Origin of the sequence: Pantoea agglomerans (genome assembly GCF_021397715.1) — a bacterium.
Taxonomy (GTDB): Bacteria; Pseudomonadota; Gammaproteobacteria; order Enterobacterales; family Enterobacteriaceae; genus Pantoea; species Pantoea astica.
In genome coordinates this window covers 3575637-3598581 of sequence record NZ_CP090207.1, presented here as the reverse complement: position 1 = coordinate 3598581, position 22945 = coordinate 3575637, and the positions used below count along the sequence as shown (strand labels likewise).

Annotated in this window: 20 protein-coding genes and 1 other annotated feature; of the genes, 16 read left to right on the top strand and 4 right to left on the bottom strand. The window is 55.8% G+C overall.

Annotated elements, in window-relative coordinates; genetic code table 11:
* Positions 1 to 35 precede the first annotated feature (35 nt).
* Complete coding sequence (creA, locus tag LZU96_RS17200; protein WP_233985350.1) at positions 36 to 509, top strand: protein CreA; 474 nt, start codon at positions 36 to 38, stop codon at positions 507 to 509.
* Positions 510 to 555: 46 nt separating this feature from the next.
* Here creA and arcA read toward each other — a convergent pair whose 3' ends face one another.
* A complete protein-coding gene (arcA, locus tag LZU96_RS17195) occupies positions 556 to 1272 on the bottom strand; it encodes a two-component system response regulator ArcA (RefSeq protein ID WP_046289182.1) in 717 nt (238 codons plus the stop codon).
* 601 nt (positions 1273 to 1873) lie between these two features.
* Here arcA and LZU96_RS17190 point away from each other — a divergent pair.
* The 5 genes from LZU96_RS17190 to thrC all read left to right on the top strand — a co-directional run bounded on the left by LZU96_RS17190 (position 1874) and on the right by thrC (position 7599).
* Positions 1874 to 2599, top strand: coding sequence for a tRNA/rRNA methyltransferase (locus tag LZU96_RS17190; protein WP_233985349.1), 726 nt, complete (start codon positions 1874 to 1876; stop codon positions 2597 to 2599).
* 166 nt (positions 2600 to 2765) lie between these two features.
* Positions 2766 to 2834 carry a thr operon leader peptide gene (gene thrL, locus LZU96_RS23625; protein WP_409520461.1) on the top strand — a complete coding sequence of 23 codons (69 nt, stop codon included), beginning with the start codon at positions 2766 to 2768 and terminating at the stop codon, positions 2832 to 2834.
* Positions 2773 to 2891 (top strand) — a sequence feature (Thr leader region). (Overlaps the previous gene by 62 nt.)
* Positions 2892 to 2917: 26 nt before the next feature.
* Complete coding sequence (gene thrA, locus LZU96_RS17185) at positions 2918 to 5380, top strand: bifunctional aspartate kinase/homoserine dehydrogenase I (protein ID WP_233985348.1); 2463 nt, start codon at positions 2918 to 2920, stop codon at positions 5378 to 5380.
* Between the two features lie 2 nt (positions 5381 to 5382).
* Positions 5383 to 6312, top strand: coding sequence for a homoserine kinase (thrB, locus tag LZU96_RS17180; RefSeq protein WP_233985347.1), 930 nt, complete (start codon positions 5383 to 5385; stop codon positions 6310 to 6312).
* A gap of 3 nt (positions 6313 to 6315) precedes the next feature.
* Positions 6316 to 7599 carry a threonine synthase gene (thrC, locus tag LZU96_RS17175; RefSeq protein WP_233985346.1) on the top strand — a complete coding sequence of 428 codons (1284 nt, stop codon included), beginning with the start codon at positions 6316 to 6318 and terminating at the stop codon, positions 7597 to 7599.
* A 49-nt stretch (positions 7600 to 7648) separates the two neighbouring features.
* On the opposite strand, the gene yaaA is transcribed toward thrC, so the two are convergent.
* The gene (yaaA, locus tag LZU96_RS17170) at positions 7649 to 8422 is read right to left on the bottom strand and encodes a peroxide stress protein YaaA (protein WP_233985345.1); all 774 of its coding nucleotides are present in this window, start codon (positions 8420 to 8422) and stop codon (positions 7649 to 7651) included.
* 209 nt (positions 8423 to 8631) lie between these two features.
* On the opposite strand from yaaA, the gene tal reads away from it, so the two are divergent.
* The 3 genes from tal (at position 8632) to LZU96_RS17155 (ending at position 11710) form a co-directional block, all read left to right on the top strand.
* On the top strand, positions 8632 to 9585 hold the full coding sequence (gene tal, locus LZU96_RS17165; RefSeq protein WP_013356716.1) for a transaldolase: 954 nt from the start codon (positions 8632 to 8634) through the stop codon (positions 9583 to 9585).
* A gap of 123 nt (positions 9586 to 9708) precedes the next feature.
* Positions 9709 to 10296, top strand: coding sequence for a molybdopterin adenylyltransferase (gene mog, locus LZU96_RS17160; RefSeq protein WP_233985344.1), 588 nt, complete (start codon positions 9709 to 9711; stop codon positions 10294 to 10296).
* 106 nt (positions 10297 to 10402) lie between these two features.
* Positions 10403 to 11710, top strand: coding sequence for an MFS transporter (locus LZU96_RS17155; protein ID WP_233985343.1), 1308 nt, complete (start codon positions 10403 to 10405; stop codon positions 11708 to 11710).
* 37 nt (positions 11711 to 11747) lie between these two features.
* Here the strand turns inward: LZU96_RS17155 and satP are convergent, their stop codons facing one another.
* Entirely contained in the window at positions 11748 to 12317 is a 570-nt protein-coding gene (satP, locus tag LZU96_RS17150; protein WP_233985342.1) for an acetate uptake transporter, read from the bottom strand.
* 304 nt (positions 12318 to 12621) lie between these two features.
* On the opposite strand from satP, the gene dnaK reads away from it, so the two are divergent.
* The 4 genes from dnaK to nhaR all read left to right on the top strand — a co-directional run bounded on the left by dnaK (position 12622) and on the right by nhaR (position 18059).
* Positions 12622 to 14532, top strand: a complete 1911-nt coding sequence (dnaK, locus tag LZU96_RS17145) for a molecular chaperone DnaK (RefSeq protein ID WP_031376016.1) — start codon at positions 12622 to 12624, stop codon at positions 14530 to 14532.
* A gap of 104 nt (positions 14533 to 14636) precedes the next feature.
* Complete coding sequence (gene dnaJ, locus LZU96_RS17140; RefSeq protein WP_233985341.1) at positions 14637 to 15782, top strand: molecular chaperone DnaJ; 1146 nt, start codon at positions 14637 to 14639, stop codon at positions 15780 to 15782.
* A gap of 167 nt (positions 15783 to 15949) precedes the next feature.
* Positions 15950 to 17155 carry a Na+/H+ antiporter NhaA gene (gene nhaA, locus LZU96_RS17135; RefSeq protein WP_233985340.1) on the top strand — a complete coding sequence of 402 codons (1206 nt, stop codon included), beginning with the start codon at positions 15950 to 15952 and terminating at the stop codon, positions 17153 to 17155.
* Positions 17142 to 18059: a transcriptional activator NhaR gene (gene nhaR / locus LZU96_RS17130; protein ID WP_233985339.1), complete on the top strand. Its 918-nt coding sequence runs from the start codon at positions 17142 to 17144 to the stop codon at positions 18057 to 18059. Before nhaA ends, nhaR begins: the two co-directional genes overlap by 14 nt.
* Positions 18060 to 18096: 37 nt before the next feature.
* Here the strand turns inward: nhaR and rpsT are convergent, their stop codons facing one another.
* Entirely contained in the window at positions 18097 to 18360 is a 264-nt protein-coding gene (gene rpsT / locus LZU96_RS17125) for a 30S ribosomal protein S20 (RefSeq protein WP_006117633.1), read from the bottom strand.
* A 306-nt stretch (positions 18361 to 18666) separates the two neighbouring features.
* Here rpsT and ribF point away from each other — a divergent pair, with 306 nt between their 5' ends.
* Genes ribF through lspA form a run of 3 tightly spaced genes read left to right on the top strand, consistent with a single transcriptional unit; the run spans position 18667 to position 22945 of the window.
* Positions 18667 to 19593: a bifunctional riboflavin kinase/FAD synthetase gene (gene ribF / locus LZU96_RS17120; RefSeq protein ID WP_233985338.1), complete on the top strand. Its 927-nt coding sequence runs from the start codon at positions 18667 to 18669 to the stop codon at positions 19591 to 19593.
* 29 nt (positions 19594 to 19622) lie between these two features.
* Entirely contained in the window at positions 19623 to 22439 is a 2817-nt protein-coding gene (gene ileS / locus LZU96_RS17115; RefSeq protein WP_233985337.1) for an isoleucine--tRNA ligase, read from the top strand.
* Positions 22439 to 22945: a signal peptidase II gene (gene lspA, locus LZU96_RS17110; RefSeq protein WP_233985336.1), complete on the top strand. Its 507-nt coding sequence runs from the start codon at positions 22439 to 22441 to the stop codon at positions 22943 to 22945. Before ileS ends, lspA begins: the two co-directional genes overlap by 1 nt.

Below are 22945 nucleotides of genomic sequence, written 5' to 3'. Positions count from 1 at the left end.
ACAGTCTCGTCTATTCCATTTGCAATGGTAACTCCATGACAATATCTCGTCTTATGATCGCCGCGTTTGCCACTCTGACCTTTTCCAGCCCGCTGCTCGCCGAGGAAATTGGCTCGGTAGATACGGTGTTCAAGATATTCGGACCCGACCACAAGATTGTCGTTGAGGCCTTCGATGACCCCGATGTTAAAAATGTAACCTGTTATATCAGTCGGGCGAAAACCGGCGGCATCAAGGGCGGATTAGGTCTGGCGGAAGACACCTCTGACGCAGCCATCTCATGCCAGCAGATCGGGCCGGTCGAGCTGAGTGAGAAGATTGCGCAGGGCAAAGCGCAGGGTGACGTGGTGTTTCGCCAGCGCACCTCACTGATCTTCAAGAAGCTGCAGGTTGTACGCTTCTTCGATAAAAAGCGCAACGCCTTAGTCTATCTGACCTACTCCGATAAAGTGGTGGAAGGCTCGCCGAAAAATGCCCTGAGCGCAGTCCCGATTATGCCGTGGCGCTAAGGCAAAAAAAAACGCCCGTCAGGGCGTTTTTTTACCAGCGGACCGGTTAGTCCTGCAGGTCGCCGCAGAAGCGATAACCTTCACCATGAATGGTGGCGATAATCTCTGGCGTATCCGGCGTTGATTCGAAATGCTTACGAATACGGCGGATGGTCACATCGACGGTACGGTCATGCGGTTTGAGATCGCGACCGGTCATTTTTTTCAGCAGATCCGCACGGGTCTGAATCTTGCCCGGGTTCTCGCAGAAGTGCAGCATGGCGCGGAACTCACTGCGCGGCAGCTTGTAATGTTCACCGTTCGGGTTGATCAGCGAGCGGCTGTTAATATCCAGCTCCCAGCCGTTGAACTTATAGCTCTCAACCTGACGACGCTCTTCGCTTGGCAGCGCCAGATTCATGGTACGTGACAGCAGGTTGCGGGCACGGATCGTCAGTTCACGCGGGTTAAAGGGCTTGGTGATGTAGTCGTCAGCGCCAATTTCCAGACCGAGAATTTTATCGACTTCGTTATCACGGCCGGTCAGGAACATCAGAGCGACGTTAGCCTGTTCGCGCAGTTCACGGGCCAGTAACAGGCCGTTTTTACCGGGCAGGTTGATGTCCATAATGACCAGATTGACGTCATTGTCGGTCAGCACCTGATGCATTTCAGCACCATCCGTCGCCTCATACACCACATAACCTTCCGCCTCAAAAATGCTTTTGAGGGTATTACGCGTGACCAGTTCGTCTTCAACGATAAGAATGTGCGGGGTCTGCATGTTTAGCTACCTAAAATTTGCCAACAAATTAAAAACAGGGCGTACAGCGCTATGGCGTTCTTCATCATCGAGAGCGGCGGACCGTGCTGAACCGTTGTACGGAATACTATTCTGATAAGCCATCTATCAACGTCAACAACAGTATTAGCTCAGCCAGTCAGGATGAAAATCGCATGCCCCGTGAGAGAAAGATAATGGCGCATATCCTAACTGCATTAACAGCAACCTAACAGCACCAACTACAACCGATAAGCATAAAAACAACGCTTCGTTGACTTATATCAAATGCAATTGTAGCACGTTAACACTTTTGTGAAAAACTTCTCGTAGATTGCCTGCTTAGCTCACAAAAAGCAGCATTTTTGCTACATTTGCGGCGCGTAATTTGCAAACTATAACCGAAAGGGAACGGTATTTTAGCTTACTGAATTTCAATGAATTTATAACGATTTTATAAATAAGGCCCATCTGAGCCGCAAAAACGCGTTTGGCATCGATTTCTGGTGGTTTTAACATCTGCTTTTGTTGTTTCTGCGAGGCGGCTAAATCATTAACAGCCGTGTTAATATGGCGTTATGTCAGCAAACCCAACGGAATAAACATGCTTTTTCCCCTGATTCTGGTCTCGCCTGCCCGGGCAGAAAATATTGGCGCTGCGGCGCGCGCGATGAAAACCATGGGCTTTAGCCAGCTGCGGATTGTCGCCAGTGACGCCTGGCAGGACCCGGCAGCGCGCCGGGTCGCGCATGGTGCCGGCGACATCCTCGATAACCTCCAGACCTACGCGACCCTGGCTGAGGCGTTAGCGGATATTGACTTCTCGGTGGCGACCACCGCCCGCAGCCGGGCAAAATTCCGCTATTACGCCACGCCTGAACAGGTTGAAATTCAGCTGCTGGAAAAGCGTCAGTGGGTGAACAGCATGGCGCTGGTCTTTGGACGTGAAGACAGCGGGCTGACCAATGAGGAGCTGGAGCAGGTTGATCTGCTGACCGGCATTCCGATGGCGAACGACTACCCATCGCTGAATCTGGGGCAGGCGGTCATGGTCTACTGCTATCAGCTGGCGAAGCTGAATCAGGTGGCGGCACCGGCAGTCGCGGCGGCAGACGCTCAGCAGCTACAGGCGCTGCGTCAGCGTTTTCATCAGTTACTGCAGACGCTGGAAGTCAGCGACGACGAGAAAATGGCAGACTGGATTAACCAGCGCATTGGCCTGCTGGAACAGCGTGACAGCGCGATGCTGCACCGCCTGCTGCATGACATAGAAAAAAAACTTATAGATAAATCCTCGGGAAAAAGCGGATTTTCCAGCGACAGATCGTAGAGAATTTTAGCATGGCAAACGATCGCACACGATTTAGCGCTTTCACAGGCAGCTGTGCGCAGTGCCGAAAATTTGACCTTCGGACAAATTCGTTGACTTAACGTGCGCTTTGCTTTACTTCTGAAGGCCAGACGGACAGACAAAAACAGACAGAAAATAAATCTCAATGCGTAAAAACAGCCTGAACATCACAATCATTACCACCACCATTACCTCAGGTAACGGTGCGGGCTGACGCATACAGGAAAAAACAGAAAAAAGCCCGCACCTAAACAGTGCGGGCTTTTTTTTCGGCTTAAATTCAGGAGAGTTTAAATTATGCGAGTGCTGAAATTCGGCGGGACCTCGGTGGCGAATGCGGAAAGGTTTCTCCGCGTCGCCGACATTCTGGAAAATAATGCGCAACAAGGACAGGTTGCAACCGTGCTCTCTGCGCCAGCGAAGATTACTAACCATCTGGTGGCGATGATCGAAAAAACCATCAGTGGTCAGGACGCTTTGCCGAATATCAGCGATGCCGAACGCATCTTCAGCGCGCTGCTGCAGGGCCTGGCGGACGCGCAGCCCGGCTTTGAGTACGATCGCCTGAAAACCCGCGTTGACCTTGAGTTTGCTCAGCTGAAACAGGTGCTGCATGGCATCAGCCTGTTAGGGCAATGTCCCGACAGCGTGAATGCGGCGATTATCTGCCGCGGTGAAAAACTCTCGATCGCCATTATGGAAGCGCTGCTGCAGGCGCGAGGCCACGAGGTCAGCGTTATCGATCCGGTCGAGAAACTGCTGGCAGTTGGTCACTACCTCGAATCGACCGTAGATATCGCCGAATCGACCCGTCGCATTGCCGCCAGCCAGATCCCGCCACAGAATATGATCCTGATGGCCGGCTTCACCGCCGGCAATGAGCGCGGTGAACTGGTGGTACTGGGACGTAACGGCTCAGACTATTCGGCAGCGGTGCTGGCGGCCTGTCTGCGCGCTGACTGCTGTGAAATCTGGACCGATGTCGATGGCGTCTATACCTGCGATCCGCGCCAGGTGCCGGATGCGCGCCTGCTGAAATCGATGTCCTACCAGGAGGCGATGGAGCTCTCCTATTTTGGTGCCAAAGTGCTGCATCCGCGTACCATCGCGCCGATTGCCCAGTTCCAGATCCCGTGCCTGATTAAAAATACCGCCAACCCGCAGGCGCCCGGCACGCTGATTGGCGGCCAGGGCGAGCTGGATGAGAATCCGGTCAAAGGCATCACCAACCTGAATAATATGGCGATGGTTAACGTCTCCGGTCCTGGCATGAAAGGGATGGTCGGAATGGCGGCTCGGGTGTTTGCTGCGATGTCACGCACCGGTATCTCGGTGGTGCTGATCACCCAATCCTCTTCCGAATACAGCATCAGCTTCTGTGTACCGCAGAATGAACTGGCGCGGGCGCGCCACGTGCTGGAAGAGGAGTTCTATCTTGAACTGAAAGATGGCCTGCTCGATCCGCTGGATATCATTGAAAACCTTGCGGTGATTTCGGTGGTCGGTGACGGTATGCGCACGCTGCGCGGCATTTCGGCAAAATTCTTCTCGGCGCTGGCGCGCGCCAACATCAATATCGTGGCGATTGCCCAGGGCTCGTCCGAGCGCTCGATCTCGGTGGTGGTGAATAATGACGAAGTGATCACCGGGGTGCGTGTGGTGCATCAGATGTTGTTCGCCACCGATCAGGTCATCGAAGTGTTTGTGGTCGGCGTTGGCGGGGTGGGCGGCGCGCTGCTGGATCAGTTACACCGTCAGCAGGCGTGGCTGAAGCAGAAGCATATCGATCTGCGGGTCTGCGGCATCGCCAATTCACGCGCGCTGTTGACCCATGTACACGGCATCGATCTGAGCAACTGGAAAGCGGCGCTGAGCGAAGCCAAAGAGCCGTTTAACCTCGGCCGTCTGACCCGTCTGGTGAAAGAGTACCATCTGCTGAACCCGGTGATCGTCGACTGTACCTCCAGCCAGGCGGTGGCCGATCAATATGCGGATTTCCTCAGCGAGGGTTTCCACGTGGTGACGCCGAACAAAAAGGCCAACACCTCGTCGTGGAATTATTACCAGCAGATGCGCTCGGCGGCGGCGAAGTCACGACGTAAATTCCTCTACGACACCAACGTCGGCGCAGGCTTACCGGTGATCGAAAACCTGCAGAACCTGATGAATGCCGGTGACGAACTGCTGCGCTTTTCCGGTATTCTCTCCGGCTCGCTGTCGTTTATCTTCGGCAAGCTGGATGAGGGCGTAACGCTGTCTCAGGCGACGAATATGGCCCGCGAAATGGGCTTCACTGAACCCGATCCGCGTGACGATCTCTCCGGCACCGATGTGGCGCGTAAATTGCTGATTCTGGCCCGTGAAGCGGGTCACCAGCTGGAGCTGAGCGACATTGAGATCGAACCATTGCTGCCGGAGAGTCTGACCGCCATTCAGGATGTCGAACAGTTTATGCAGCGCCTGCCGGAGCTGGATAACGCCTTTGCCGCACGGGTGGCGCAGGCACGCGATGAAGGGAAAGTGTTGCGCTTCGTCGGGGTGATTGAAGAGGGCGGCGTCTGCAAAGTGAAAATCGATGCCGTTGACGGTAACGATCCGCTGTATAAAGTGAAAAACGGCGAGAACGCGCTGGCCTTTTACAGCCGCTACTATCAGCCGATTCCGCTGGTACTGCGCGGGTACGGTGCAGGAAATGATGTGACGGCAGCCGGTGTTTTTGCTGACCTGCTGCGCACGCTGTCATGGAAGTTGGGAGTTTAATAATGGTAAAAATTTATGCACCGGCCTCAATTGGTAACGTCAGCGTCGGCTTCGATGTGCTGGGCGCGGCGGTGTCGCCGGTGGATGGCTCGCTGCTGGGCGACTGCGTCTCGGTCGAAGCGGCCGATCGCTTCAGCCTGACCAACGCGGGCCGTTTCGTGACTAAGCTGCCAGCCGATCCCAAAGAGAATATCGTTTATCAGTGCTGGCAGCGGTTCTGCGAGGCGCTGGGGAAAGAGATTCCGGTGGCGATGACGCTGGAGAAGAACATGCCGATCGGCTCCGGGCTGGGGTCGAGCGCCTGTTCGGTGGTGGCTGGCCTGATGGCAATGAACGAATTTTGCGGCAAGCCACTCAGCGACAGCCAGCTGCTGTTGCTGATGGGTGAACTGGAAGGGCGGATTTCCGGCAGCGTCCATTATGATAATGTGGCACCGTGCTTCCTCGGCGGCATTCAGCTGATGCTGGAAGAGAACGACATTATCAGCCAGCCGGTGCCGGGCTTTGATGACTGGCTGTGGGTGATGGCCTACCCAGGCATTAAAGTTTCTACCGCCGAAGCGCGCGCGATTCTGCCGGCGCAGTATCGTAAAGAGGACTGCATCAAGCATGGCCGTCTGCTGGCGGGCTTCATTCATGCCTGCCATACGCGTCAGCCGCAGCTGGCAGCTAAACTGATGCAGGATGTGATCGCCGAGCCTTATCGCACCCGACTGCTGCCAGGCTTCGCCGATGCACGGCAGGCCGCGCAGGATATTGGCGCGCTGGCCTGCGGGATTTCCGGCTCCGGTCCGACACTTTTCGCCGTTTGCAATCAGATGGAAACGGCACAGCGGATGGCTGACTGGCTGAGCCAGCACTATCTGCAGAATGATGAAGGCTTCGTCCATATCTGCCGTCTTGACACGGCTGGCGCACGACAATTGGGATAACGCATGAAACTCTACAATCTAAAGGATCACAACGAGCAGGTCAGCTTCGCCCAGGCGGTGAAACAGGGTCTGGGTTCGCAGCAGGGGCTGTTTTTCCCGCTTGAGCTGCCAGAGTTTGAACTGACCGACATCGACGCGATGCTGGAGATGGATTTTGTCAGCCGCAGCAGCAAAATTCTCTCGGCCTATATTGGTGACGAAATCCCGGCCCACCAACTGGCTGAGCGTGTTAAAGCCGCGTTTGCTTTCCCGGCACCGGTCAAGGCGGTCAGTGAAGATATCGCCTGTCTGGAACTGTTCCACGGCCCGACGCTGGCGTTTAAAGATTTCGGCGGCCGTTTTATGGCGCAAATGCTGGCGTATGTCAGCGGCTCAGATGAGCAGATCACCATTTTAACCGCCACCTCCGGCGATACCGGTGCGGCCGTGGCGCACGCTTTCTACGGCATGAAGAACGTGCGGGTGGTGATCCTCTATCCGCAGGGCAAAATCAGCCCGCTGCAGGAGAAACTCTTCTGTACCCTGGGCGGCAACATCGAAACTATCGCTATCGACGGCGATTTCGATGCCTGTCAGTCGCTGGTGAAACAGGCGTTTGATGATGCAGAGCTGAAGCAGGCGATTGGTCTGAACTCAGCCAACTCCATCAACATCAGCCGCCTGCTGGCGCAGATCTGCTACTACTTTGAAGCGGTCGCCCAGTTGCCACAGGAAAAACGTAATCAGCTGGTGGTGTCGGTGCCGAGCGGCAACTTTGGCGATCTGACCGCCGGTCTGCTGGCGAAATCGCTGGGTCTGCCGATCAAGCGCTTTATCGCAGCCACTAACGCCAACGATACGGTGCCGCGCTTCCTGGGTAACGGCGAGTGGCAGCCGAATCTGACGGTCTCGACGTTGTCGAATGCCATGGATGTCAGCCAGCCTAACAACTGGCCGCGCGTTGAAGAGCTATTCCGCCGTAAGACCTGGCGGTTAACCGATCTGGCCTACGGCGCGGTTTCGGATGAGACCACCCGCGCCGCCATGCGTGAGCTGGCGGAACTGGGCTATATCTCTGAGCCGCACGCTGCGATTGCCTGGCGTCTGCTGCGCGATCAGCTGCAGGATGGGGAGTATGGTTTGTTCCTTGGCACCGCGCATCCGGCGAAATTCAGAGAGAGCGTGGAAGAGATTCTGGAGCAGACGCTGACGCTGCCACCAGAGCTGGCGGAGCGGGCAGAACTGCCGTTGCTGTCACATCAGATGCAGGCCGATTTTGCCGCACTGCGGGCCTTTCTGCTGAAATAACCCTTTGTGGTGCTTCCCGAATAACGGGAAGCACCACGGGCGCAGCCGGTTACAGCCCGGCGCGCTTAAACACCAGCTCCGTCTCGCTGCTGCTGGCAGCATCAAAAGCATAGCCATCCACATCAAACGCTTTAAGCTGTTCCGGCTTTGTCAGACGCTGCTGAATCACGAAGCGACTCATTAATCCGCGCGCCTTCTTGGCATAGAAGCTAATCACTTTATAACTGCCGTTCTTCTGATCGAGGAACACCGGCTTAATCAGCTGCGCCTGCAGCTTTTTCGGTTTGATCGCCCTGAAGTATTCGTCAGAGGCGAGGTTAATCAGCACCGCGTCACCCTGTTCCGCCAGCGCGGCGTTCAGCGTCTCCGTCAGCAGATCGCCCCAGAAGCTGTAGAGATCTTTGCCAGCCGGATTGGCCAGCCGGATGCCCATCTCCAGCCGGTAGGGCTGCATCAGATCCAGCGGACGCAGGACGCCATACAGGCCGGACAACATACGTAAATGCTGCTGAGCGAAATCGAAATCCTGATCGCTGAAGGTCTCAGCCTGCAAGCCGGTGTAGACATCCCCTTTGAACGCCAGAATCGCCTGGCGGGCGTTGTCCGGGCTGAAATCGGGCTGCCAGCTGTTAAAACGCTCGGCATTGAGGTGCGCCAGCTTGTCACTGATGCCCATTAACGAGGCGATGCTGGCGGGTGACAGATCGCGCGCAATTTCAATCAGCTGTTGTGACTTTTCTAACAGGGCAGGCTGGGTAAACCGCGGGGTCGCCAGCGGACTTTCGTAATCCAGCGTCTTGGCGGGCGAGATCACCATCAACATAGTTGCTTCCTCGGTTAACACCTGGTTTTACAGGGAATTGGCTGTTCGTTAAGCCACGCAGTGTACCAAAAAAGCCGCAAAGAATGACGAATCACACCTATTTGTTCACGCTATGGTAAACGGCATTCCCTGACCTTGCGCCACCGTTGACGCGTGATATTATCGCAACAGCCTTTTTTCACCCTGACAGTTAACTAAGAGAAAAGAACATGACGGACAAACTTACTTCCCTGCGTCAGCTCACCACCGTGGTAGCCGACACCGGTGATATTGCAGCCATGAAGCTGTACCAGCCGCAGGACGCTACTACCAACCCTTCTCTGATTCTCAACGCCGCACAAATCCCTGAATACCGCAAACTGATCGATGAAGCGATCGGCTGGGCGCGTGAGCAGAGCAGCAACAAAGAAGAGCAGTTGCAGCTGGTTTCTGACAAGCTGGCGGTTAACATCGGTCTGGAAATTCTCAAACTGATCCCCGGCCGCATTTCGACCGAAGTCGATGCCCGTCTCTCTTACGACACTGAAGGCAGCATCGCCAAAGCCCGCAGCCTGATCAAACTCTATAACGATGCCGGTATCAGCAACGATCGCATCCTGATCAAACTGGCTTCAACCTGGCAGGGTATCCGCGCGGCGGAGCAGCTGGAAAAAGAAGGCATCAACTGTAACCTGACGCTGCTGTTCTCCTTCGCCCAGGCGCGTGCCTGTGCTGAAGCGGGCGTGTTCCTGATTTCACCGTTTGTTGGCCGTATTCTCGACTGGTACAAAGCCAACACCGATAAGAAAGAGTATGCCGCGCACGAAGATCCAGGCGTGGTATCGGTTTCTGAAATCTACAACTACTACAAGCAGCACGGCTATGAAACCGTGGTGATGGGCGCCAGCTTCCGTAACGTCGGCGAAATCATCGAACTGGCTGGTTGTGATCGTCTGACCATTTCGCCTGCGCTGCTGAAAGAGCTGGCAGAAAGCGAAGGCACGCTGGAGCGCAAGCTGAGCTACAGCGGTGAAGTGAAAGCGCGTCCGGCCCGCATGACCGAGTCTGAGTTCCTGTGGCAGCACAACCAGGACCCAATGGCGGTGGCGAAGCTGGCCGAAGGTATCCGCAATTTTGCCGTTGATCAGGGCAAACTTGAGAAGATGCTGGCAGAACTGCTGTAATGCCTGACCGTGACGGCACTGTCCGTCACGGTTTCCCTTTTCCGTCACTTTCGCTTTGTATTATCCTTTCTGCTCTTCCCCTTTTATTCCACCGCACCGCGGTAAATCACAGCGAAGATAATCATGAACACATTACGCATAGGCCTGATCTCGGTATCCGATCGCGCCGCCAACGGCATTTATCAGGATCAGGGCATTCCGGCGCTGGAAAGCTGGCTGAACAGCGCCATCAGCACGCCATTTGAGATCGAATCACGGCTGGTACCGGATGAGCAGCCGATGATCGAACAGGCCATTTGCGAACTGGTTGATGAACGTTTTTGCCATCTGGTACTGACCACCGGCGGCACCGGACCGGCACGGCGCGATGTCACGCCGGACGCTACCTTAGCGGTTGCCGATCGCGAAATGCCCGGTTTTGGTGAGCAGATGCGCCAGATCAGCCTGCAGTTTGTGCCGACCGCCATTCTGTCGCGTCAGGTCGGAGTGATCCGCAAGCAGTCGCTGATCCTTAATCTGCCCGGCCAGCCGAAATCGATCAAAGAGACGCTGGAAGGTCTGAAGGATGAAGAGGGTAAGGTGAAGGTGCACGGCATTTTCGCCTCCGTACCTTATTGTTTACAGTTGCTGGAAGGACCATACGTGGAAACTCACGCCGACGTGGTAGCAGCTTTTCGGCCTAAAAGCGCGATACGTGAGATAAATAACTAAATATTCCGCTTTTCAGGCATAAGCTACAGCCTGGCTGGTGTGGCAAAAGATTGACGGTATAGTAAGCCCAGCTTTACAACCTTTTCTCTTTTGCCTCTGGAATATTATGAATCCGACATCTGTTCAGCGCCTGACTGGCAAAGATTACAAAACGCTGGCGCTGGCCGCTCTCGGCGGCGCGCTGGAATTTTACGACTTCATCATTTTCGTCTTCTTCGCCGCAGTGATCGGCGAACTCTTTTTCCCCGCCGATATGCCTGAGTGGCTGCGCCAGTTGCAAACCTTCGCGATATTCGCGGCCGGTTATCTGGCGCGCCCGCTGGGCGGCATTATCATGGCGCACTTTGGCGATAAGGTCGGGCGTAAGAAGATGTTCAGCCTGAGCATCTTACTGATGGCGTTGCCGACCCTGATGATGGGCGCGTTGCCAACCTGGCAAACGCTCGGCATCGCTGCGCCGATTTTGATGCTGCTGCTGCGTATGTTGCAGGGTGCGGCGATTGGCGGTGAAGTGCCGGGTGCCTGGGTGTTTGTGGCAGAGCATGTCCCTTATAAACGCATCGGTATCGCCTGCGGCACGCTGACCGCCGGGCTGACCGTGGGTATTTTGCTGGGTTCGGTGGTGGCGACGCTGATCAATACCTCGATGACGCAGCAGGCGATCCTTGAGGGCGGCTGGCGTATTCCGTTCTTGCTCGGCGGGCTGTTTGGGCTGGGGGCGATGTACCTGCGCCGCTGGCTGCATGAGACGCCGGTATTTGTGGCGATGCAACAGCGTAAAGCGCTAGCGGAGACGCTGCCGCTGAAAACCGTGCTCACCCGGCATAAAAAATCGGTGGCGATCTCCATGCTGCTGACCTGGCTGCTGTCAGCCTGCATCGTGGTGGTCATCCTGATGTCGCCGGTCTGGTTGCAGAAGCAGCAAGGGATTGCGCCCGCGCTGACCCTGCAGGCCAACAGCATCGCCACCGTGATGCTCTGCTTCGGCTGCATTATTGCCGGTATGGCGGCTGACCGCTTTGGTGCCAGCCGCACGCTGTGCGTCGGCAGCGTGCTACTGGCGCTGTGTAGCTGGCTTTTTTACCATCAGGTTGCCAGCCATCCGCAGCAGCTGTTTCTGCTGTATGGCGTGGTGGGATTAAGCGTCGGTGTGGTCGGCGTGGTGCCGTTTGTGATGGTGCGCGCGTTTCCGGCTGAGGTGCGTTTTACCGGTCTCTCATTCTCTTACAACCTTTCCTATGCGATTTTTGGCGGTCTGACGCCTATCGTGGTTACGCTGATGATGCGTTTTTCGACCTTCGCGCCCGCCTGGTATGTGCTGGCCCTGGCGCTGGTGGGGCTGGTGGTGGGTATCTGGCTGCGGCGTGATATCAGCCATCAGCCTGGCCTGTATCAGGCGGTGAAACAAGGGTAACGGCATAAGCGGAGCCAGGCTCCGCTTATAACGCTGCTCAGACCTGCTTTGCACCAATCGGCAGAACAACGCGGTCGAAGGTTTCGTTCAGCACTTCACCCATTGCCAGATAACAGGCGCTGGCGCCACACACAATACCCACCCAGCCTGCATAGGGCACCAGTGCTGGCAGATGCATCAGATGCGCCACCGCCAGCAGGGCAAACAGCAGCGTCAGCGAGGCAAAAACAAACTGCAGCATCCGCGCACCCTTCAGCGTCCCGACGAACATAAAGAGCGTGAAGATACCCCACAGTGCCAGCCAGGCACCAAGAAAGCGTTCGTCGGTGGCATTTGCCAGACCCATTTTCGGCAGCAGCAGTATCGCCACAAAGCTCAGCCAGAACATGCCGTAAGAGGTAAAGGCGGTCAGCCCAAAGGTATTGTTCTTTTTGAACTCAAGCAGTCCGGCCAGCACCTGCGCGATCCCACCATAAAAAATGCCCATCGCTAAAATGGCGACGTCCATGGTGAACAAGCCAGTGTTGTGCAGGTTCAGCAGAATAGTTGTCATGCCAAATCCCATGAGTCCCAGCGGGGCAGGGTTAGCCAGCGTTGAATTTGCCATAGTTCCTCGGCGGTTAAACGATCGTTGATGAAAGAAAAGGTCTCCGCCTCGCTCCAGGCGCTAAGCGGAGCGCCGCATCATATTCACCACCCTGCCAGCGATCTTTGATCCCAACAGGGCCAATGATGAAAAATTTTTTTTTGGTTTAACCCTTGATGCGCATCGAAGCGGCCCCATTTACTTGTCATCGAGCGTTGTGAACGTTGGAAAAAAAGCATGTGCTGGCAGGTTGAATGCAAACAACCCGCCCACATAAAAGGTTCACAACCCAAATTGGCAACGAATTTAAGTGGGAGATGTTTAGATGGGTAAGATTATTGGTATTGACCTGGGTACAACCAACTCTTGTGTTGCGATCATGGATGGCACTAAAGCACGCGTGCTGGAGAATGCCGAGGGCGATCGCACCACGCCTTCAATTATTGCTTACACGCAGGATGGCGAGACTCTGGTCGGTCAACCGGCTAAACGTCAGGCAGTGACCAACCCGCAGAACACCCTGTTCGCGATTAAGCGTCTGATCGGTCGTCGCTTCCAGGACGAAGAAGTGCAGCGTGATATCAAAATCATGCCGTACAAAATCACCAATGCAGACAACGGTGACGCCTGGCTGGAAGTGAAAGGTCAGAAAATGGCACCCCCGCAGATCTCTGCTGAAGTGCTGAAAAAAATGAAGAAAACCGCCGAAGATTACCTCGGTGAGCCAGTAACTGAAGCCGTTATTACCGTTCCGGCCTACTTTAACGATGCGCAGCGTCAGGCGACCAAAGATGCCGGCCGTATCGCGGGTCTGGAAGTGAAGCGTATCATCAACGAACCAACGGCAGCCGCGCTGGCGTATGGTCTGGATAAAGGCCAGGGCAACCGCACCATCGCAGTTTATGACCTGGGTGGCGGTACCTTCGATATCTCAATCATTGAGATCGACGAAGTTGATGGCGAAAAAACCTTCGAAGTTCTGGCGACCAACGGTGATACCCACCTGGGTGGTGAAGACTTCGACAGCCGCCTGATCAACTATCTGGTCGCAGAATTTAAGAAAGATCAGGGCATCGATCTGCACAACGATCCGCTGGCAATGCAGCGTCTGAAAGAAGCGGCAGAAAAAGCGAAAATCGAGCTTTCTTCAGCACAGCAGACCGACGTTAACCTGCCATACATCACGGCAGACGCGACCGGTCCTAAGCACCTGAACATCAAAGTGACCCGTGCGAAACTGGAGTCACTGGTGGAAGATCTGGTTGCCCGTTCTATTGCGCCACTGAAAGTTGCGCTGCAGGATGCCGGTCTGTCAGTGTCTGACATCAACGACGTTATTCTGGTTGGTGGTCAGACGCGTATGCCGCTGGTTCAGGCCAAAGTAACGGAGTTCTTTGGTAAAGAGCCACGTAAAGACGTGAACCCGGACGAAGCGGTTGCAGTAGGTGCAGCGGTTCAGGGTGGTGTACTGGGCGGTGACGTGAAAGACGTGCTGTTGCTGGACGTAACGCCACTGTCACTGGGTATCGAAACCATGGGTGGCGTGATGACGTCGCTGATCAGCAAGAACACCACTATCCCGACCAAGCACAGCCAGGTGTTCTCAACAGCTGAAGATAACCAGTCAGCCGTGACGATTCACGTGCTGCAGGGTGAGCGTAAACGCGCCAATGACAACAAGTCACTGGGCCAGTTCAACCTGGACGGTATCCAGGCGGCACCGCGCGGTATGCCGCAAATCGAAGTCACCTTCGATATTGATGCGGACGGTATCCTGCACGTGTCAGCGAAAGATAAGAACAGCGGTAAAGAGCAGAAAATCACCATTAAAGCCTCTTCCGGTCTGAACGACGAAGAGATCGAAAAAATGGTGCGTGACGCGGAAGCGAACGCTGAATCTGACCGTAAGTTCGAAGAGCTGGTACAGACCCGTAACCAGGGTGACCAGATTGCCCACAGCACGCGTAAGCAGCTGGATGAAGCGGGCGATAAGCTGACCGCTGACGACAAAGCGCCTATCGAAGCTGCGCTGGCCGCACTGGAAACCGCGCTGAAAGGCGAAGACAAAGCGGAAATCGACGCCAAAATGCAGGCGCTGATGGAAGTGTCTGGCAAACTGATGGAAGCCGCACAGCAGTCTCAGGCGGGTGCGGCGGATGCCGGCGATGCGTCAGCGAAGAAAGATGACGACGTTGTCGACGCTGAATTTGAAGAAGTGAAAGACAACAAGAAATAATTGCCCCTGACCGGGCGCGACGGTTGGCCTGACAGCCGTTGAAACCAGCACGGGCGTAGGAGTTCTCTCCACGCCCGTGCGATCATGTTAAGGGCTAAATAAATATGGCGAAGAGTGATTACTACGAGATTTTAGGCGTCGCCAAATCCGCAGACGAGCGTGAAATCAAAAAGGCTTACAAACGCCTGGCGATGAAGTTTCACCCGGACCGCAATCCCGGTGACAAAGAGGCCGAAGCCAAATTCAAAGAGGTCAAGGAAGCCTACGAAATCCTGACCGATGCGCAGAAGCGTGCGGCCTACGATCAATATGGCCACGCCGCCTTTGAACAGGGTGGCATGGGCGGCGGTGGATTCGGTGGCGGCGGCTTTGGTGGCGGCGGCGCAGATTTCAGCGATATCTTTGGCGACGTTTTCGGTGACATCTTTGGTGGCGGCCGCCGTCAGCGCGCAGCCCGTGGCGCCGATTTACGCTACAACATGGAGCTGTCGCTGGAAGAAGCGGTACGCGGCGTGACCAAAGAGATCCGCATTCCTACGCTGGAAGAGTGTGACGTCTGCCACGGCAGCGGCGCAAAAGCGGGAACGCAGCCTCAGACCTGTTCGACCTGTCACGGTGCGGGCCAGGTGCAGATGCGCCAGGGCTTCTTTACCGTGCAGCAAGCCTGTCCGACCTGTCGCGGTCGCGGCTCGGTGATTAAAGATCCGTGCAATGCCTGTCATGGTCATGGCCGGGTAGAGAAGTCGAAAACGCTGTCGGTGAAAATCCCGGCCGGAGTCGACACCGGTGACCGCATCCGTCTGAGTGGTGAAGGTGAAGCCGGCGAGCAGGGCGCACCTGCGGGCGATCTCTACGTTCAGGTATCGGTGAAGAAGCACCCGATCTTTGAACGTGAAGAGAACAACCTCTACTGTGAAGTGCCAATCAACTTTGCGATGGCAGCACTGGGCGGTGAGATTGAAGTGCCGACGCTGGATGGTCGTGTGAAGCTGAAAGTGCCGTCTGAAACCCAGACCGGTAAACTGTTCCGCATGCGCGGACGCGGCGTGAAGTCGGTACGCGGCGGTGCGGTTGGTGATCTGTTGTGCCGGGTGGTGGTGGAAACGCCTGTCAGCCTCAACGAGAAACAGAAAGCGCTGTTGCGTGAACTGGAAGAGAGCTTTGGCGGACCGAGCGGCGAGCACAACAGCCCGCGCTCCAAGAGCTTTTTCGACGGCGTGAAAAAATTCTTTGATGACTTAACCCGCTAAGTTCATCCTGCTCCGAAGCCAGCGCCAGGTCGCTGGCTTTTTTTTGCCTGGGGCGATAGCTCGCTATTTCCGAGCGATATACGCTAAATAATCTGTTTTTTTCGAGCTATCATTATCGTTACTCTTAGAGACTTTGATTGATCTCTGGATGGATAAGGATAACGCGTGTGAATATCAGACTAAAAAAAATCCTGAATAGTGATGCGACCGGCGGGGTAGTGCTGATCCTGGCGGCTGCGCTGGCGATGATTCTTGCCAACAACGGTGACACACAACAGGGTTACCGCGACCTGCTGGCAATACCGGTCGAGTTTCGTTTTGGCAATCTCGATATCAGCAAAAATCTGCTGCTGTGGATCAACGATGCACTGATGGCGCTGTTTTTCCTGATGGTGGGGCTGGAGGTCAAACGGGAACTGGTGATGGGCGCGCTGGCTAAGCGTGACCAGGCGATTTTCCCGCTGATTGCCGCACTGGGCGGGATGGTGGCACCGGCGGTGCTGTTCCTGCTGTTTAATGGCGCTGACGCCGAAACACGCAGCGGCTGGGCGATCCCGACCGCCACCGACATCGCCTTTGCTCTCGGTATTCTGGCGCTGTTAGGCAGCCGCGTGCCGCCCGCGCTGAAGATCTTCCTGATGGCGCTGGCGATCATCGACGATCTCGGGGCGATTGTGATTATCGCGCTGTTCTATACCCACGATCTCTCGGTCGCTTCACTGGGTGTGGCCGCCGCCGCGATTGGCGTGCTGGCGCTGATGAACCTGCTCAACGTCCGCAATACCGGGCTCTATTTACTGGTTGGCATGGTGCTGTGGACGGCGGTGCTGAAATCGGGTGTCCACGCGACGCTGGCTGGTGTGGTGGTCGGCTTCCTGATCCCGCTGGCGAAGAAAGAGGGGCACTCACCGGCCATTCACCTGGAGCATGCGCTGCATCCCTGGGTGCGCTGGCTGATTCTGCCGCTGTTTGCTTTTGCCAATGCCGGGGTCTCACTGAAGGGCGTCTCGTTTGATAGCCTGTTCTCGCTGCTGCCGCTGGGGATTGTTGCCGGACTGCTGATCGGCAAACCGCTGGGGATCACCCTGTTCTGCTGGCTGGCGGTGAAAACCGGCTTAGCCCGGCTGCCGGAAAATACCCACATTAAGGACATCGCGGCGGTGGGCGTGCTGTGCGGTATCGGCTTTACGATGTCGATCTTCATCGGCTCGCTGGCTTATGGCGATACCAATGCTGAACTGATTACCCTGGCGAAGCTCGGTATTCTGATTGGATCGATTCTCTCTGCGGTGCTGGGCTATCTGATTCTGTGGCGGCGTCTGGCCAATCGCCCGGCGCAGCTACGCGGGAATCCGGACCATGTCGCACATTAATTACAATCATCTCTACTACTTCTGGCACGCCTGCCGGGAGGGATCGATTGTCGGTGCGGCGGAGGCGCTCTCCCTGACGCCGCAAACTATTACCGGACAGATCAAGGCGCTGGAAGAGCGCCTGCAGGGCAAGCTGTTCCGCCGTCAGGGACGCGGGCTGGTGCCGACTGAGCTGGGGCAACTGGTGTTTCGCTATGCGGACCGCATGTTTATGCTCGGTCAGGAGATGCTGGATATCGTCAACTACCGCAAAGAGTCGCATCTGCTGTTTGATGTGGGCGTGGCGGATGCGCTCTCTAAGCAACTGGTGAGCAAAGTGCTGGAGACGGCGGTGGTGGCGGAAGAGAAGATCCATCTGCGCTGCTTCGAGTCGACCCATGAAATGCTGCTGGAGCAGCTCAGTCAGCATAAGCTGGATATGATCATCTCTGACTGCTCCATCGACTCTACCCAGCAGGAAGGGCTGTTTTCGGTCAAGCTGGGCGAGTGTCCGGTCAGTTTCTGGTCCACCCAGCCGCTGCCAGAACAGCCTTTTCCCGCCTGTCTGGAGACGCGCCGCCTGCTGATTCCGGGACGCCGTTCAATGCTGGGACGTAAGATTCTTAACTGGATCGACAGTCAGGGTTTGCAGGTTGAGATTCTGGGCGAGTTTGATGATGCCGCGTTAATGAAAGCGTTTGGTGCTCAGCAGAATGCGCTTTTTGTCGCTCCGGCACTGGACCGGCAGGAGATCTGGCAGCGTGAGGTGATCAGGGAGATCGGACGGCTGGATACGGTATTAGAGGAGTATCACATCATCTTTGCTGAGCGAATGATTCAGCATCCGGCTGTCCAGCGTATCTGCCATGCCGACTTCAGCGCGCTGTTTCCTCGCCATATCGCAGACGAAAAAAAACCGGCATAGCGCCGGTTCTTTCAACAAAGCGATGAACAAGCGGCGATTAAGCCAGTTTGTTGATCTGTGCAGTCAGGTTTGCTTTATAACGTGCAGCTTTGTTTTTGTGGATCAGACCTTTAGCAGCCTGACGGTCCACGATTGGTTGCATTTCATTGAATGCGTTCTGCGCAGCAGCTTTGTCGCCTGAAGCGATCGCCGCGTATACTTTCTTAACGAAGGTACGCATCATAGAGCGGCGGCTAGCGTTATGCTTACGGCGTTTCTCAGATGTTACGGCGCGTTTCTTAGCTGATTTGATATTAGCCAAGGTCCAACTCCCAAATGTGTTCTATAGAGACAAATCAAAGGCCGAGGACTATGCCCTTCCAACCTGATTTTGTCAATGGATTTGTGCAAATAAGCGTCGCTCTATGAGCAGCACTCGGTTACGTATTTGATGGCGCAAGATTCTACCAGCTTCGCCTCGCTGAATACAGTATTTCGCGACAAAATTCTTATCCGGGGCTTCCACGCCAGTAAATGCGCACCGTTAAGCATGAAAGGCGTGCTGACGGGTTAACCTCAGCCGGTTTCAAGGGTATAATCCGCCGATTTCCACCGGTTTGAGTCAGCCATGAAGTTTATCCGCGGTATTCATAATCTTAACGAGCAGCATCGCGGCTGCGTTCTGACCATTGGTAATTTCGATGGCGTGCACCGCGGTCACCAGGCGCTGATGTCCCGTCTGTGTGAAGAGGGACGGAAGCGTAATTTACCGGTGGTAGCGATGGTTTTTGAGCCACAACCGCTGGAGCTTTTTGCGGGTGACAAAGCCCCGGCTCGTCTGACGCGTCTGCGTGAAAAACTGCGCTACCTGGCTGAAGCTGGGGTCGATAAAGTGTTGTGCGTTCGCTTTGACCGCCGCTTTGCGGCCCTGTCCGCCCAGAGTTTTATCAGTGAATTACTGGTCGAAAAACTGGGCGTGAACTATCTCGCGGTGGGCGATGATTTCCGCTTTGGCGCTGGTCGCCAGGGGGATTTCCTGTTATTACAGAAAGCCGGTGCGGAGTATGGCTTTGATGTCGTCAGCACCGAAACCTTCTGTGACGGCGGCAAGCGCATCAGCAGCACCGCCGTTCGTCAGGCGCTGGCCGCGGATGACTTAGCGCTGGCGCAGTCGCTGTTAGGCCACCCCTTCAGTATTTCAGGTCGTGTGGTGCACGGTGATGCACTGGGACGCACGCTGGGTTTTCCTACCGCTAACCTTCCTCTGCGCCGCAGCGTTTCACCGGTGAAAGGGGTCTATGCGGTAGAGGTACACGGCCTGACGCCAGAGCCGCTACCCGGTGTCGCCAACATCGGTACCCGCCCGACGGTAAAAGGTTTACGCCAGCAGCTTGAAGTTCACCTGCTTGACATCAATATGAATCTGTATGGCCGGCACATCGACGTGGTGCTGAAGCATAAATTACGAAACGAGCAGCGCTTTGCCTCACTGGAGGCGTTGAAAGAACAAATTGCGAAAGATGTGGTAACGGCCCGGCAGTTCTTTGGGCTTTAACCTGAGCGAAAAACGGAATCGAGAATCTGATGAGTGACTATAAATCTACCCTGAATTTGCCGGAAACGGGATTCCCGATGCGTGGCGATCTGGCCAAACGCGAACCGGGAATGTTGCAACGCTGGAATGCTGACAACCTGTACGGCATTATCCGCGAAGCCAAAAAGGGGAAAAAAACCTTTATCCTGCATGATGGCCCTCCGTATGCAAACGGCAGCATTCATATTGGTCACTCCGTTAACAAGATTCTGAAAGACATTATCGTCAAGTCGAAAGGCATGGCGGGCTACGACTCGCCGTACGTGCCGGGCTGGGACTGTCACGGTCTGCCGATCGAGCATAAAGTTGAACAGATGATCGGCAAGCCAGGCGAGAAGGTCACTGCCGCCGAGTTCCGCGCCGCCTGTCGCCAATATGCGGCTGAACAGGTTGAAGGCCAGAAGGCGGACTTTATTCGTCTGGGCGTGCTCGGCGACTGGGATCGTCCTTACCTGACGATGGATTTCACCACCGAAGCCAACATCATTCGCGCGCTGGGTAAAATCATCGGTAACGGTCACCTGCACAAAGGCGCCAAGCCGGTGCACTGGTGCCTCGACTGCCGTTCTGCGCTGGCAGAAGCGGAAGTGGAGTATTACGACAAGACTTCGCCTTCAATCGACGTGATGTTCAACGCTATCGATGCCGACGCGGTGCGTCAGGCGTTTGGTGCGGCGCAGGTTGATGGCCCGATTTCCCTGGTGATCTGGACCACCACGCCGTGGACGCTGCCGGCTAACCGCGCGATCTCATTAAACGCTGAATTTGACTACCAGCTGCTGCAGATCGACGGTCGCGCGCTGATCCTGGCGAAAGAGATGGTCGAAAGCGTGATGAAGCGCGCTGGCGTCAGCGAATGGCGCGTGCTGGGCGAATGCAAAGGCGCGGCGCTGGAGCTGCAGAAATTCCAGCATCCGTTCATGGCGATTCAGTCGCTGGTGGTACTGGGCGATCACGTGACGCTGGAAGCCGGTACCGGTGCGGTGCACACGGCACCAGGCCACGGCCCGGATGACTATATCATCGGCCAGAAATATGGCATCGAAACCGCCAATCCGGTCGGTCCGGATGGCAGCTATCTGCCAGGCACCTATCCGACGCTGGATGGGGTCAACGTCTTTAAAGCCAACGACATGATCGTTGAGCTGCTGAAAGAGAAAGATGCGCTGCTGCACGTTGAGAAACTGCTGCACAGCTATCCGCACTGCTGGCGTCACAAAACGCCGATCATCTTCCGCGCCACACCGCAATGGTTCATCAGCATGGATCAGAAAGGCCTGCGTGCGCAGTCGCTGCAGGAGATCAAAGGCGTGCAGTGGATCCCGGACTGGGGTCAGGCGCGCATTGAATCGATGGTGGCTAACCGTCCTGACTGGTGCATCTCGCGTCAGCGTACCTGGGGCGTGCCGATGGCGCTGTTCGTCCATAAAGAGACCGAGCAGCTGCATCCGGAGACGCTGGCGCTGATGGAGAAAGTCGCGCAGCGCGTAGAGCAGGATGGCATTCAGGCATGGTGGGATCTCGATCCGCGTGAACTGATGGGCGATGACGCCGATAACTACGTTAAGGTGCCTGATACCCTGGACGTCTGGTTTGACTCCGGTTCAACCAGCTACTCCGTGGTCGATGCGCGTCCGGAATTTGGCGGTCACGCCCCGGATATGTATCTGGAAGGTTCGGATCAGCATCGCGGCTGGTTCATGTCCTCACTGATGATCTCCACGGCGATGAAAGGCAAAGCGCCTTATCGTCAGGTACTGACCCACGGCTTCACCGTGGATGGTCAGGGCCGCAAGATGTCGAAGTCGATCGGCAACACCGTCTCGCCGCAGGATGTGATGAACAAACTGGGCGCTGATATTCTGCGTCTGTGGGTGGCTTCAACCGACTACTCCGGCGAAATGGCGGTGTCAGACGAGATCCTGAAGCGTTCTGCCGATGCTTATCGTCGTATCCGTAACACTGCCCGCTTCCTGCTGGCTAACCTCAGCGGATTCAATCCGGCGACCGACCTGGTGCAGCCGGAAGAGATGGTGGTGGTGGATCGCTGGGCCGTGGGCCGTGCGCAGGCGGCGCAGGCGGATATTACCGCGTCCTACGAAAACTATGACTTCCATGAAGTGATCCAGCGCCTGATGCAGTTTTGTTCGGTGGAGATGGGCAGCTTCTATCTCGACATCATCAAAGACCGTCAGTACACCGCCAAAGGCGACAGCCTGGCGCGTCGCAGCTGCCAGACCGCGCTGTGGCACATCGTTGAGGCGCTGGTGCGCTGGATGGCACCGATCATGTCGTTTACCGCGGATGAGATCTGGGGCTACCTGCCTGGCGATCGCGCGCAGTATGTCTTCACCGAAGAGTGGTATCAGGGCCTGTTTGGCCTGGCAGAAGATGAAGCGCTGAACGACGCCTACTGGGCTGAGCTGCTGAAAGTGCGCGGCGAAGTTAACAAGGTGATCGAGCAGGCGCGTGCCGACAAACGTATCGGTGGCGCACTGGAAGCGACGGTGACGCTCTATGCCGAGCCAGAGCTGGCGGCCAAACTGCAGGCGCTGGGCAATGAACTACGCTTTGTGCTGCTGACCTCGGGCGCGCAGGTGGCGGATTACGCCCTGGCGAACGACGAAGCGCAGCAGAGCGAATTGCTGAAAGGTCTGAAAATTGCCCTGCATAAAGCGGAAGGCGAGAAATGTCAGCGTTGCTGGCATTACACTACCGACGTCGGTCAGAACCCGGAGCATGCTGAAGTGTGTGGTCGCTGTTATACCAACGTAGCCGGCAACGGTGAAGAGCGTAAATTTGCCTGATGCGTAAACCTATTTTCTCAACCGGATTGCGCTGGCTGTGGCTGGTGCTGGTGGTGATTGTTGTCGACTTCGCCAGTAAGCAGTGGGTGATGAACAACATGATGCTGCACGAAACGCAGCCGCTGATGCCGTTCCTGAATCTGTTCTACGCCCACAACTACGGTGCGGCGTTCAGCTTCCTGGCGGACAAAGGCGGCTGGCAGCGTTGGTTCTTTGCCGGTATCGCGCTGGCGATTGTGGTCTCGCTGCTGGTGATGATGTATCGCAATCGCGCCAGTCAGAAGATCGCCAATATCGCCTATGCACTGATCATCGGCGGAGCGATAGGCAACCTGTTTGATCGCTCTTATCACGGCTTTGTGGTCGATTTTATCGATTTCTACGTCGGTAACTGGCACTTCGCTACATTTAATATCGCTGACTGCGGCATCTGTATTGGTGCGGCGTTAGTGGTGCTGGAGGGCTTTTTCAGCCCGGCCAGCAAACAGGCAAAACAGAAAGGGTAA